At 44.2% G+C, this 14,197-nt stretch carries 10 protein-coding genes; 3 read left to right on the forward strand and 7 right to left on the reverse strand.

Annotated features, from left to right (window positions below):
• Positions 1-58: 58 nt before the first annotated feature.
• The 7 genes from EBI00_RS11195 to EBI00_RS11225 all read right to left on the reverse strand — a co-directional run bounded on the left by EBI00_RS11195 (position 59) and on the right by EBI00_RS11225 (position 8,749).
• Positions 59-1,876 (reverse strand): coiled-coil domain-containing protein, encoded by a 1,818-nt coding sequence (locus EBI00_RS11195; RefSeq protein ID WP_123096020.1) that lies wholly within the window; start codon positions 1,874-1,876, stop codon positions 59-61.
• Between the two features lie 191 nt (positions 1,877-2,067).
• A complete protein-coding gene (gene pepN / locus EBI00_RS11200) occupies positions 2,068-4,701 on the reverse strand; it encodes an aminopeptidase N (protein WP_123096021.1) in 2,634 nt (877 codons plus the stop codon).
• 11 nt (positions 4,702-4,712) lie between these two features.
• Positions 4,713-5,537, reverse strand: coding sequence for a DUF2797 domain-containing protein (locus tag EBI00_RS11205; RefSeq protein WP_123096022.1), 825 nt, complete (start codon positions 5,535-5,537; stop codon positions 4,713-4,715).
• Complete coding sequence (locus EBI00_RS11210; RefSeq protein ID WP_123096023.1) at positions 5,537-5,815, reverse strand: YeaC family protein; 279 nt, start codon at positions 5,813-5,815, stop codon at positions 5,537-5,539. The genes EBI00_RS11205 and EBI00_RS11210 overlap by 1 nt, the downstream gene beginning before the upstream one ends.
• A gap of 34 nt (positions 5,816-5,849) precedes the next feature.
• Positions 5,850-6,716 carry a rhomboid family intramembrane serine protease gene (locus EBI00_RS11215; RefSeq protein WP_123096024.1) on the reverse strand — a complete coding sequence of 289 codons (867 nt, stop codon included), beginning with the start codon at positions 6,714-6,716 and terminating at the stop codon, positions 5,850-5,852.
• Positions 6,717-6,787: 71 nt separating this feature from the next.
• A complete protein-coding gene (locus EBI00_RS11220; RefSeq protein WP_123096025.1) occupies positions 6,788-7,669 on the reverse strand; it encodes an NAD(+) kinase in 882 nt (293 codons plus the stop codon).
• A gap of 129 nt (positions 7,670-7,798) precedes the next feature.
• Entirely contained in the window at positions 7,799-8,749 is a 951-nt protein-coding gene (locus EBI00_RS11225) for a 1-aminocyclopropane-1-carboxylate deaminase/D-cysteine desulfhydrase (protein WP_123096117.1), read from the reverse strand.
• 159 nt (positions 8,750-8,908) lie between these two features.
• Between EBI00_RS11225 and EBI00_RS11230 the strand changes: the two genes are divergently transcribed.
• From EBI00_RS11230 to EBI00_RS11240, 3 genes are all read left to right on the forward strand, one after another.
• Positions 8,909-10,099 (forward strand): murein transglycosylase domain-containing protein, encoded by a 1,191-nt coding sequence (locus EBI00_RS11230; RefSeq protein WP_123096026.1) that lies wholly within the window; start codon positions 8,909-8,911, stop codon positions 10,097-10,099.
• Positions 10,100-10,252: 153 nt separating this feature from the next.
• Positions 10,253-13,327 carry a D-2-hydroxyglutarate dehydrogenase YdiJ gene (gene ydiJ, locus EBI00_RS11235; RefSeq protein WP_123096027.1) on the forward strand — a complete coding sequence of 1,025 codons (3,075 nt, stop codon included), beginning with the start codon at positions 10,253-10,255 and terminating at the stop codon, positions 13,325-13,327.
• Positions 13,328-13,364: 37 nt separating this feature from the next.
• On the forward strand, positions 13,365-14,105 hold the full coding sequence (locus EBI00_RS11240) for a spermidine synthase (protein WP_123096028.1): 741 nt from the start codon (positions 13,365-13,367) through the stop codon (positions 14,103-14,105).
• Positions 14,106-14,197 lie beyond the last annotated feature (92 nt).

Raw genomic sequence — 14,197 nt, forward strand, 5'->3', positions numbered from 1 at the left:
ATGCGAGGTAAAACCAAGAGAAGGCGTTACGAATCCGCCTTCTCTTGGTTGCTATCCGCTATCGGGGAGAGGTGTTTAAACGGCGATTCACGCGACCAATTAAATAACCACCAACTAGGCCAAGAAAAATTGCACCAAGCCAGAAGCCATACTTTTCAAACAAATTGGTATTGATTAAAGAGAGGTTTTCATTACCGCGAAAGACTTGACGTTGGATGGTTTGATCTTGAAAATTGATTTGCTGATTCACAAATAAATTAAGCTGAGCATCGGGTTTTTCATTTAACCCTGACACACGCCAGCGCCACTGTAGACGCCCGCCTTGGACGACTGACCCAACCACAGAGTCGCTCACCATCTGGATATCACTGTCTGTCACTAATTCCGCTTGGAACATGACGCCACCTAATGCAGGCTCGACACGCGCGGAAACCAATATCTCGAACGTATTGTGAAGTGCCATTTCATTAGGAAGCTGCCATTCAACATCCACTAAGCGAGCATCAAGCTGAGATTGCAGCGCGTCCATTACAGCAGCCATGGTTATGCTGTTATTTTCATTGGCCTCAAGGGCTCTTTGTGTTTGTGCTAACTGGGTGGTAATAGCTGCTAACTCAGCCTGATACGTCAATAAAGCCGACTCTGACTCATTGAGCTTTGACCTTAACTCTGTATTAGTTTGTTGCGCCAACGCTAACTTGGTATCGAGCGCTTGCCATCTAGCGGCATAGTCTGCACCTTCATCTAGAGCTGCTTCAAGCTTAAGTACGTCCTTTTTGTATTCATCAATAAGTCGTTTTTGCAGGTCAATGGTGTTTTGAAACTGCGCCAGTTGACGTCGAATTCTGTCATTCTCATTGTGTAATTCCAGTTTTGCTTGGTCAACTTGCGGAGATGGCAATACCACAGGCGCTACCAATGTAGATCCAAGCTGGGTACTTGTTACTTGGTCGTCAACCGGTGCCACTTGAGTCTGAACCTGAGTTTGCTCTTGCGGTATTGATGGACGCTGTTCAGATACATTTAACGTTTCTTGATCAAGATCAGCTTGAGAAGATTCTGCGATATTAAGCGGATCAACGTCAGGCCCCTGATTAGATGCGGAGGCACTACGATCGTTTAGCTCACGAATTTTATCCCACAATATTTGATGCTGGGCCCTAGCTTCAGACAAGGCACCACCTAAAGTTAGATTTTCATCTCGTAATTGACGTAATGACTGCTGGGTCAAATTAATATCACTGTCGAGTTCGGCATTTTCGCTTTGTAGCTGGGTATGTTCGCGCAATAATGACTGGTATTTGTATTCCAGTGCGTCTTTAGACGCTGGCATTATTTCCAGTTGCGCTATCTGCTGTTGCAACAAGGCATTTTCACTCTCGAGCTGAGTAACACGACGATTTAATGAATCGTTCTGCAACTGAATTGACGCGTAACGGGACTCTAGCGACTCTCGTAGCGTTTTTTCGCGTTCTAACTCAGCCAAAGCCTCAGCACTGGTCGTCTCTGCCTTGGCCATTTTGTCTTGAAGATCCGCAATGATGGCATCTTTCTCGTTTAACGCCCGATTTAACGCCGTAAGCTGTGTCCTGTTCTCTTCCAACTGGCGATTTAATCGAGAAATTTGTCCAACCTTTGCGGCCAATTGCTTCTTTAAATCTTCTTCAAATGCATTAGTTTCTACTGTATTTGTTTTAACAACGGCATTGATATTGTTAATGGCGTTATTATCCGAAACGCTCGCTTGTGATTGACCGATGTCTTGAGTAGGCGCCAATTCGACCATAGACGTCGTTTCTTCCCGTGACGACGTGCTACACGCCGAAACAAACAAGCCGAGGACAATTGGCATCAGCATTGTCTTTTTTACTTTCATTTTTCGCTCCTTAAATAAACTCAAGGTCGACAATAGGTTAACTCTCTTATGCCAGATTTACGTATGGAATGCAAAGAACCAGTAAAATCTGGTTCAAAGTATTTTACAAATAGGTAAGAAAAAGCCCTTTTGTTTTTCAAAAGGGCTTTAGATAAAGCGTATTGGGTTAGTCACTAAGTCACAAACAGCGCTTAAGCAAGACTTTTAGAAATCACCTCATAAACATCTTTTGACAAATCTTCTGACATAATTCGCTCAAGCTCTGTTTTCATTTTTAGGCTCAGTTCAGGTTGGAGTTTTCTCCAACGCGTTAGCGGTGTACAAAGACGAGAGGCAATTTGAGGATTGCGCTTATTAAGCAGAATAATTTGGTCTGCTAGGAAGTGATAACCACTGCCATCTTCTTTGTGAAAGCCCGCCACATTTTGCCCGAAACCACCTAATACTGATCGTACTTTATTCGGATTCTTTAGATCAAAGGCCGGATGCGCCATTAGCCCTTTTACTGTTTCTAATGCATGATCACTTTCTTGACTGGCGCTAAGCATCAACCATTTGTTTACCACTAAAGGCTCTGTTTGCCACTGATCATAGAAAGCCGCTAACATTTCAGACGCTTTGTCATGCTGAGAGGTCACAGCGATAGAAAGCGCTGAGAATTGATCTGTCATATTATTGGACGACTGGAACTGCTCGAACACGGCTTGTTGAGCACCCGCCTCTTTTGTCTCTACCCAATAAGACAATGCCATGTTTTTCAGTGAACGATGGGCAATATCTTTTGCTGTTGCTTGATACGCCCCTTGTACATTGTGTTCATGATAAACACGCTCAAAATCCCCTCGCAGAGCATTAGCAAGCTGGGTTTTTAAATACTGACGCGCTTCTTTAATCGCTGCAGGATAAATAGGGTTCGCCAGCTCGGACAAATAGGCTTGGCTAGGTAATGACAGGATCAAGGCCACCATGGCTGGGTCTAAACTCGAGTCACCTAGCAAGACTTTAAACCCTTCCACAAGCTGTGAATCTAATGCAAATGCTTGGCCATCAATTGCTTGCTTAATCAAGCCACTCAGCTCATTAACGGCCAACTGTTGTGCCGCACTCCAACGATTAAAACCATCCGCATCGGCAGACATTAACAACAATAAGTCACTTGTAGAATAATCGTAACGCAATTTAACTGGCGCTGAAAAACCACGCAATAAAGAGGGCACTGGACACGCTGACAAGCCGCTAAACTCAAACACCTGCTCACTGTCGGTGAGCTGCAAAACATGCTCTTCTGAAGTGGTTCCATTTAACTCTGACGACAATGCCTGGCCTTGTTTATCCAGTAAACCAACTCGGACGGGTATATGCAAAGGCAATTTCGTTGGTTGCGCTGGCGTTGGCGGCGTGTCTTGGGTGATTGTGAGACGATAAGTTCCCGTTTCTTCATCAAACGTATCTGTCACTGTCACTATTGGTGTACCCGCTTGAGAATACCAACGCTTAAACTGAGCTAAATCGACTCCAGACGCGTCCTCCATCGCCGCCAAAAAATCATCACAGGTCACGGCTTGACCATCATGACGCTCAAAGTACAAATCCGAACCTGCACGGAATTTTTCAGCCCCTAGCAAGGTGTGTATCATGCGCACAATTTCTGCGCCCTTCTCATAGACGGTTAAGGTATAAAAATTGGCAATTTCAATAAACGACGCCGGACGAACCGGATGCGCCATTGGACCCGCATCTTCTGCAAATTGTGCCGTTTTTAGAAAGGACACATCTTCAACCCTTTTGACGGTTTCTGAATGCATGTCTGCAGAAAAAGTCTGATCACGAAATACCGTAAAACCTTCTTTTAAACTTAACTGAAACCAATCACGACAAGTAACACGGTTACCCGACCAATTATGAAAATACTCATGGGCAACAATGGCTTCTACGCGAAGATAACTGTCATCTGTCGTGGTTTCTGGGCTAGCCAACAAACAGGAAGAATTAAAAATATTAAGGCCTTTGTTTTCCATTGCACCCATATTAAAGTCATCTACGGCAACAATCATGAAAATGTCTAAATCGTATTCACGGCCGTACACTTGCTCATCCCAACGCATGGAACGTTTTAACGCTTCCATAGCATAGTCAACTTTATCGATATTGTGGGATTCAGTGAAAATTTGCAGTTTAATGTCGCGCTTACTTTGCGTCGTAAATACATCATTTTTTACAGCAAGATCACCCGCAACCAAAGCAAAAAGATAAGCTGGTTTAGGGAATGGGTCGTGCCACACAACAACCGTTTTACCTTCATCAGTTTTGCCACGCTCAACTTCATTACCATTGGACAACATCACTGGGTAGCGGGCTTCGTCAGCAATGATAGTGGTAGTAAACACAGACATTACATCAGGACGATCTAAGTAATAGGTAATATGACGAAAACCTTCCGCTTCACATTGAGTGCAAAACATGGACGATGAGCGGTAAAGCCCTTCAAGGCGCGTGTTATTTTGTGGTTCAATCACGGTTTCGCAGGTTAGAATAAATTCATCCGCGGTTGCTGTAATAATCAGTTTATCTTCGCTGATACGATACTCTTCTGGCGGTAACGGGTAATCGTCCATTGCCACCCCAACCAGTTTAACCTCTTCACCGCCATCTAAAACCAAAGGGCAGGTCGACTTTCCTGACGCGGGATTACGGCGCATATGCAAGCGTGACGTGACTATTGTGACCGCTTCGTCTAATTCAAAAGTAAGCTCAGTTTTATCAATAAGAAAAGGAGGAACGGTATAATCCTTTAAAAAAATCGCAGAAGGTTGACTCTCTTTCATGTGCTCTACTCCTAAAATGTCAATGTCACTTGATAACCTGTGTACTTACGAATATTGATTACCCCAGTATCGAGCATCCAATATTGGCCTTTTATACCCATTAAAGTGCCTTCGATAAGCGGTGTTTTCTCAGCGTTCAGACTGGTAATTTTGGTCGGATATTCTAGAACTGGATAGATAAACTCGTGAGTTTCATTTTCATCGGATAAATCTGTAATGGATTGCAAACCAAACTCGTGCTGAAGGGAATCAAGCCCCTCATAAAGTTGTCCGATCAAACGCTCTTGCTCGTGTTCTAGATCAAAACGTATGTCTGTGCCTTTTAACATATTTCGCCAATTCGTTTTGTCTGCAACCTGCGATTTAAACAAGGTCTCAACTAAACCAGACATTCTTCGGTTTTGTACTCGAAAAAGAGGTCGAGCTTGGGTAGCACCTTGATCAATCCAGCGTGTCGGCAGTTGATCACCACGGGTGATACCCACTTTGAGCGCTGATGAGTTAGCCAGATAAACATAATGACTTTGCATACAATATTGCTCTGCCCATTCCGGCTCCCGACAGGTTCCTAAATGAAAATGGCATTTTTCAGGGCTCATAATACACGTATCACAAGCCGCTAATTTTCGAAAGCAGTTGTAACAGAAACCTTGGCTGAAGGACTTCTTAGTCACCTTCTTACAGTGAGTACAGTGAATTGTTCCATCTAGGTGCAGGGTCACTTTTTTACCCAACAGCTCATTCACGTTTACTTGCTCGTCACCCAGAACAAGATGGTAAATCACTTGTCCATTTTGGGACTCTGTCGCCATTTTTCTGAGATTGCCTTGCAGCATCAGGCTTGCCCCTCAGGACCGTCACCTACCCATTTAATGGTGTTTTGTTCGTCCGCCGATTTTGTTCGGTTGCCTTTGTGACCTTCGGTATTGATATAACCAACTCGGTCTTTTTCTGCTTTTTTACTGTGATCATACGTAATGATGGCCTGCAGGCAAATCTCAGTTTGATCGGGTGTCAAACGAACACCATTTGGCCATTTACCCAGTTCAACCGCTTGCTTAAGTCGGACGTAAACCTCAGGCGACATGTTGTCGATCATTTCTTTAAAGTTCATTGTTTCATTCTCTTCAGGAAAATTTAAATAGAAGTCACCTTGCAGGCTTTCGCTTTAAAGTGACTAACCAATACAGCAAAGCAAGACTTAACCCAGTCAATAAACCTATGGTATGGGCTGTATTGGCAATACGACCAAGACCGACCATCTCCGGAAACGGAGTATAACCAAACCCTAACCAGATCATAAAAAAGGCCATTAATGGTTTGCTAATAATCATTGGCCAAGAGGGCTTTAATATTGGCAGTAACCACGCAAAACCAATCAAGCCATAAACCACACCAGATAAACCACCGAATATGGGATAGCCACTGATGAGGAATTGCAGAATGTTGCTCGATAAGGCGATTAAGACAATGCCTACTGTAAACCAAACAGAGCCGAGGGGCCGTTCAATTTTTCGACCTACATCCCAAACCCATAAGGTGTTGAAGACAATATGCAAAACACTAAAATGCAGTAAAGCAGGTGAGAAAAGCCGCCAATATTCGCCTTTTGCCATCACATCCATCAGACTTTGAAAATACAAACGCCCATTATTTATTTCAAATGGACTGATTGTAAAATAATTGGCCATTTTCAGGTCTGAGCCAAGCTGAGTAATAGCCGCAACGAAAAAAGTGGCCAACAAAATCAAGGCGGTCATTGGAGCGGATTTAACTTGCCGCAAAAAAGGGTTGTTCATTTTTCGAATGTCAGGGGTAAGCTCTTTTAATCGAGAGGGATCTGCTTTCCATAAGGTGACTATCTGCTCGACCAAGGCTAATTGACTTGTGTCCACCAGCCAAAGTTCATTTACCCCTTGGTTGCTCATAATACGATGAGAAACCTTATGCTTCCATAAAGTATCGGACAACAGGGTTGGGTCTTCTGTTGATTGAAATTGATAAGCTAAATGCATGTAACCTTAAAAGGGCACCTTTTGAAAACAATAAAAAACGTTTTTTGACTTGCTAGAGCAAGCCGCTTTGTTTAATTGCGATAACCCGTTTGCCAGCCTAATTTATCACGACAAACATTATAGAAATCATGATTCTTCGGGTGTATCAGACGTATGTTACCAGCTTTTTTCGAGATATAAATTTCATCTCCAGGCGCCGCCGTAATGTTTAATTGTCCATCACAGCTCACACTCGGATAAGTGAGATTAGATTCACATACCACAATCCGAATTCGTGCATTTGCGTCAATCACGATAGGCCGATTACTTAATGTGTGTGGGTGCATAGGCACCAGTACCAGAGCATCTAATTTGGGTAACATAATAGGACCACCTGCCGACAATGCGTAGGCGGTCGACCCAGTTGGAGTCGCAACAATTAAACCATCAGATTTCTGATTCATGACAAACTGATCATCAATAAACAAATCAAAACGAATCATTCGGGCCGACTTACCTGGATGCAGCACTAAATCATTTAACGCAATCCCCTCTCCGCTCGGACGATTTTGTCGCTTGATTTTGGCCTCTATCATAAAGCGCTTTTCTTCGTGGTATTCACCTCGAAAAATAGGGTCTAATTCTTCTTGCAGGTTGTGTGGAGATATGTCGGTTAAGAAACCCAATGTACCTCGGTTAATACCTAAAACGGGGATGTCATAATTACAGATTGCTCGCGCAGCGCCTAAAAAACTGCCATCACCACCCACCACCATGACAAGATCACAATGATCGCCTAACTCTTTGAGAGGAGAAGATGATACTTTAATGCCAGGCATCATGGTTGCAAGCTGGTCCTCTAACACAGGCGCAATGTCTTTGTTGATAAGGTATTCCATCAATTTCTTAACCGTATCAAGAATCTGAGGTTTATCTAATCTAGCAATAATACCAACACGCCTAAAAACACTCATGTGTCATTCTCTTCTCATTTTCGATGTCAACATAACTCCCTCATAGCCTGCTAAACAGGTAGACACGGCTAGAGGGATTGAATTCAGCAAAAGCACTTTAACATGAAGATGACATTTATCGCCATCTCGTTAAAACTCCTTGAAAGGATTCTGTACTCCAGAATAGCCTCGCCACCCCTGCAATCCTCCTGTGTGAATAAACAAGGTTTTACGATAAGGCCATTTCCCTGCTCTCATAGCACGAATCAAACCAAACATACTTTTACCCGTATAAACAGGATCTAACCAACAATCCGAATTATGGCGTGCAAATTGGCGCAAAAATTCATCGAGTTCTGGGCTGTATTTTGCATACCCGCTTTCATGACTGTCTGAATGAAAATGCAACTTCTCTCCCAGTGTCCTATTCAAAGCGTGATGCTCTAAAGAACACAACGTCAATGCTTGCTGAAAAATGTCTTTTTGCTGCCCTTCTGCTCCCTTTAAAGCACTAAAAACATGAACATAAGGCGAGTCTTCACAAGCCAATAAGCCCGCCGCCGTTGTACCCGTTCCTGCAGACACAACCCATGCATCATACCCACCAGCGAAACGGACAATGTCTCTCGCCCAATCACGGCATCCCATGGCGCCCAATTGCCCTCCACCCCCCTCAGGAATCCAATAAACTTGCTCATGTTTTTGGTTGATCATCTCAGCAACATAAGATAACTCAGCGAGTCGATAATCTGATCGTGACGTCGGCCATAACTCAACCCCTTGAAGGGCTAGATCGCGTAATGTTGGCGTTAACCTAGGTTGCAACTCCCCTCTTACAAGAGCTATTGCCTTAAACGACAAAGGTTTCAAAGCATTGCCAAAAGCATGAAGATGATTTGAAAAGGGTCCACCAAAGGTCGCAATAACAGACGCATTTTGCGCTTTAGCTTCCGCTAAGTGATAGCGCAATTTATGCCACTTATTGCCCGGTGCCTCAGGATGCTCTAGATCCCCCCGATAAACATCGAGCACATAGTCGTCACCCACATCAGTAGCGTTCACGCCGAGGGAAGACACGTTAACTGCATGTAATAAAGGCAAAATACCCCCCATAGATAAGATGAAAAGTGCCCTGTAACTAACTTTGGTCTGGTATAATTCTTCGCGCTTAAAATAGCACTTGGAACCACAAAAAATGTCACCGTTTGACAAAAGACTGGCGACCAACTTTATTGCGTATTTTTAAAGAGAAAAGATCCTATGTTCATTACACGTCCCACTTTGACGCGTTTCACATCAACAGCCCTATGTGGAATAGTGATGATGTCTATCGCTGGCTGCGAATCTTTGTCCTCGTTTGAGTCCCTGCATTCAGTCAACGACCTCTCAGACCAAATAAAGCAAGCGGATGACATAAAAGACCTAAAAGCCATTCGTGAACAAGCCAAAATTACTCGAGATTTGATTAACGCTGATATCAAAGCCATTAGAGCACTCTATGCCGAGCTAGATCAAAAAGTAAATCAGATTTGGGGAAAAGACGATCACACCCTGCCTGACAAGAAGAAGTACGTTAAATACACCAATAATTACCAAGCTCGGGCCATTGTTGATTTTGAAAAAGGGCTAGTAAGAGTTGAAACGCTTGAAAAAGACACTCCGCTTGCCACATTAAAACAAGCGGTAACCGCAACCTTACTGACCACATCCGATCCAAGTAAGACCGATATATTCTCAAGCTCTGCACCCAATACGCAAGGCGTTCCCTTTCTCTACCCCCAAGTCATCGATCATGACGGCAAACTCGTAAAGTACCCTTGGCGCGCTCAACGCTACTCTGACCATCTTGTCAATAATACACTCAAAACAAGCAGAGTAGACGGACGAAATATTTATGCAGTGGAATTCAAACTGGTTGAAAAACATCAACACTTGCGTCAACAAAAATACAGTGACTATGTCATTGCCGCCGCCAATAAGTACAAGCTGTCACCTGCGCTTATCTACGGCATTATTGAAACGGAGAGCTCGTTTAATCCTTACGCTGTCAGCCACGCTAACGCTTACGGACTCATGCAAGTCGTTCCTGCGACGGCGGGTAAAGATGTTTACAACCTAGTTAAAAAGAAGCCAGGGCAGCCGACTAAGGATGAGCTTTTTTCACCCGCAAGTAATATCGATATTGGCAGTGCCTATCTGTATCTTTTGCAAAACCGCTATCTAGTCAACGTCGACAACGCGTTGAGCCAAGAATACTCCATTATTTCTGCGTACAACGGAGGAACTGGGAACGTATTAAAAACCTTCGATCCTGATAGAAAAAGAGCCATGGATAAAATTAATCAAACGTCAACGACGAATGTCTACAAGAAATTGCGCTATGACCACCCAAGAGCTGAATCGCAAAAATATCTGGAAAAAGTACTTAAAGCCAAAGCAAACTATGAGTAGCTCATCTGTTGGACCATTATTCCATCGATAACGCTGGTGTGCGTAAGATGAATTTTTAACGTGACGTCAGCAATTTTTTTCGCCGAAGAAATATCACTACCACCTTTGTTTCTTTGTTAAAATTGCCCCAGTCATCATTTGTGGAGATGAAACATGATTCCAAAGCTTTCTGACGTGTCGCCAGTACAAGCAAAGTACCTTTCTTTTATCGAACGCCTAAAAGCCAGTGGATTTTCTGGGGACACTAATCCAGATTATGCCAACCGTGTGGTACTGTCCACCGACAACTCCATCTATCAGATTTTACCACAAGGCGTTATTTACCCGAAAAACATTGACGATATTCAACGTTTAGTTCGCCTATCAAATCAGGCCGAGTTTCATGATATTGTCTTAAGCCCTAGAGGCGGTGGTACAGGCACAAATGGACAGTCATTGAGCGATGGTTTGGTGGTTGACCTTTCCAAGTTCATGAATCGTATCTTAGAGGTTAATGTCGAAGAAGGCTGGGCGCGCGTTGAAGCAGGTGTCGTAAAGGATCAGCTTAATAAAGCCATCAAGTCACATGGCTTATTCTTTGCCCCTGAATTGTCCACCAGTAACCGAGCCACTATAGGCGGCATGATCAACACAGACGCCAGTGGACAGGGATCTGTCCTATATGGAAAGACTCGCGATCATGTCATCGCCTTAAAAACGGTATTACTAGATGGACACTTGTTGGAATCCTTTCCCATCGACGATGACACTCTGGCTAGTATTCAATCGGGAGATGATTATTCCGCCCATGTTCACCGTGTGGTTGATGGCATACAGAAAAGCAAAGCACAGCAGATAAAAGACACATTTCCCGCTTTAAACCGTTGTCTAACGGGTTACGATTTAGCTCACATACGCACTGCGGACGGTCGCTTCAACATGAACTCTGTGCTCTGTGGATCGGAAGGCACTCTTGGGTTTATCGTGGAAGCCAAGATTAACTTATTGCCCATTCCCACATTTGCCGCCCTAGTTAACATTCGTTATGACAGCTTTGAAGGCTCTTTACGCCACGCTCGTGAGCTACTTAACGCAAAACCAACCTCTATCGAAACGGTTGATTCCAAAGTCCTTGGCTTAGCTAAAAGCGATATCATTTGGCACTCCGTCGCTGAGTTTTTTCCCGAAACAACGGGCGAAAATATCCAGGGCATTAACCTCGTTGAGTATACAGGCAACAGCGAAGAAGACGTCGCCAGCAAAATCAAAGTACTGACAGACCAGCTTGATGCGTTAGCCAAGCAAGGTGGCAGTAGTACTTTAGGCTATACACTGGCCATGGGGCATGAGAACGTCAATAAAATTTGGGCGATGCGCAAAAAGTCTGTCGGACTTCTAGGCAACGCCAAAGGAGAAAAGCGGCCAATTCCTTTTGTTGAAGACACTGCGGTACCACCAGAAAACCTCGCGGATTTTATTATGGAGTTCCGCGCCGTACTCGACAGCTATCAGGTTCAATATGGGATGTTTGGTCATGTTGACGCCGGGGTTCTGCATGTTCGCCCCGCCCTTGATCTTAAGGATGAATCTCAGGAGTCCATGATTCGTGAAATCACCGACAAGGTCGTCGTCCTCACACAGAAGTACGATGGCCTATTGTGGGGCGAACACGGCAAAGGAGTTCGTTCAGAATACGCACCAGCATTTTTTGGCGAACTGTATCCGAGCATACAGCAAGTTAAAGGGGCTTTTGATCCAAGAAACCAATTGAATCCTGGCAAGATAGCCACACCATTTGAACTTGGAGCAGATTTACTCAAAATTGATGCTGTGCCTTTGCGCGGTCAATTTGATCGCCAGATACCGCTCGAAAACCGAGAGCAATTTAAAGAAGGCATGTATTGCAATGGCAACGGGGCCTGTTACAACTTTGATCCCAATGATGCCATGTGCCCTTCTTGGAAAGGCACACGTGACCGACGCCATTCACCAAAGGGGCGTGCCTCTTTAATGCGTGAATGGCTACGTGGTATGAGCGAACAAGGGGTCGATACAGTAAAAGCCAGTAAGCAAGCCAAAGATAGCCATTTTATTCTCAGCTTCATCCCAAGACTTAAGAATACCTTGGCTAAACGTCGCGGCGAATACGATTTTTCCAACGAGGTTCATGAATCCATGATGGGCTGTTTAGCCTGTAAATCATGCGTTGGACAATGCCCTATCAAGGTGGATGTCCCAGAATTTCGAGCCAAATTTTTAGAGCTGTATTACAGTCGGTATTTGCGTCCAACGAAAGATTATTTAGTGGGCTCATTAGAGTTTATGATGCCGACCATGGCGGCGTTTCCAAGACCTTATAACTGGCTGGTTCGCCGACGTTGGATGAATCATTTTAGTAGCAAATATCTGGGCTTAGCTGATAACCCGACACTCAGCAAATTTAACCTTAAAAAAGAAATGTCGCGTCGCGGAATACGCCTTGCTACGCCATTGGCCATAGAAGCATTGAGCCCTAAAGACCGCTCTCGTGCCGTCATAGTGGTGCAAGATGCCTTTACCAGTTATTTTGAAACAGAGCTGGTTTTAGATACCATGGAGGCATTAAGTCGTCTTGGTTTTCAGGCCTATCTTGCTCCATATATGCCAAATGGCAAACCCCTACATGTCCATGGCTTTATGAAAGCGTTTAGCAATGCGGCTCGAAAAAATCTTGATATGCTGCAAAGCCTCTCCTTTTATGGATTACCCTTCATTGGCATCGATCCGTCGATGACACTGACTTACCGCTCCGAATACGCCAAATCCTTTGGTGACATTAGACAAATACCCAAGGTTCAGCTCATGCAAGAATGGCTAATGAGAAAGCATGAACACCTAAAGAAACAACCTTTAATGGGGGATCAATCTATCTATCACTTGATGACTCACTGTACTGAAAAAACCAATGCAGCGGCATCTATTAAGGATTGGCAAGACGTGTATAAGATCCTTGGCCTTGAGCTCAAGGTAGAAAGCGTTGGCTGCTGTGGTATGGCAGGCACCTATGGCCATGAAACTGCCAATAAAGCTACCTCTAAAACGATTTACGAGTTGTCTTGGAAAGAGAAAGTGGCTGAACCCGCTTTAGCCAATAAATTAGTCGCTACTGGCTACTCTTGTCGCAGCCAGGTAAAACGTTTCGATGACGTGGCAATTCCCCATCCAATGCAAGTGATCTTGAAGCATTTACGTGCTGCACAGTCAGAATAGAAACAGCCATAATGCTTGATATACATAAAGGAAATCTATGAATCACCAAAACCTGCTCCACGACAGCGCCGACGAACTTGGCCCCATCCGTGTATTTGATGATGGCCAATATCGAATTCTGTCCTTTGCAGAGGGGGATGAGCAAAGTCGAGTCCGACTGTCAACGCCACACATTCTGCAACACGATTACACACAGGCCATGATGCTGCCTTTGTTATTTTGTGAACCTAAAAGAGTCTGTATTTTAGGACTTGGGGGAGGTGCTTTACTCAATGCTCTGCATCATACGGTACCTGCCGTACACATTACCGCCGTTGAATTGCGCCAAGAGGTTATGGACGCGGCAGAGCTGTATTTCAAACTCCCAAGAAGCAAACGCATTACTCTAGAAGTCGCCAATGGCGTCGACTATATGGCAGCGGGCTTGCCTAAAAAAGTCGATTTGCTGATAACAGACCTATACAACACGGAGGGAATGGACAGAGCGGTGTTACAAGCCAGTTTTATTGAACATTGCGCTAACAATATCAAAGAAGACGGTTGGTTAGCGCTGAACTGCTGGGTAGATCATAAAAACAATATTGAACTGACTGATCTCATTAAAACCCACTTTAACGATGTACGGGCCTTAGATACAGGAAGCGGAAACTGGGTAATCATCGCAGGGAAAAGAAGCAATCAAGACAACAGCAAGGAACTCAAAGCGACAGCACAGAAACTCAGTAACCAACTGGGCTTTCCACTAACCAAATGGCTAACCCGTTTGTCGGCCATTTGATCCACCACACCTTTACACCCTTAATCTCTTTAAATAGTCTCTTTAAATAGCCTCTTTAAATGCAGGCCTTATCGACAAACAACACACCTTCG

The sequence above is a fragment of the Marinomonas hwangdonensis genome (genome assembly GCF_003721245.1).
In the GTDB taxonomy this organism is placed as follows: Bacteria; Pseudomonadota; Gammaproteobacteria; order Pseudomonadales; family Marinomonadaceae; genus Marinomonas; species Marinomonas hwangdonensis.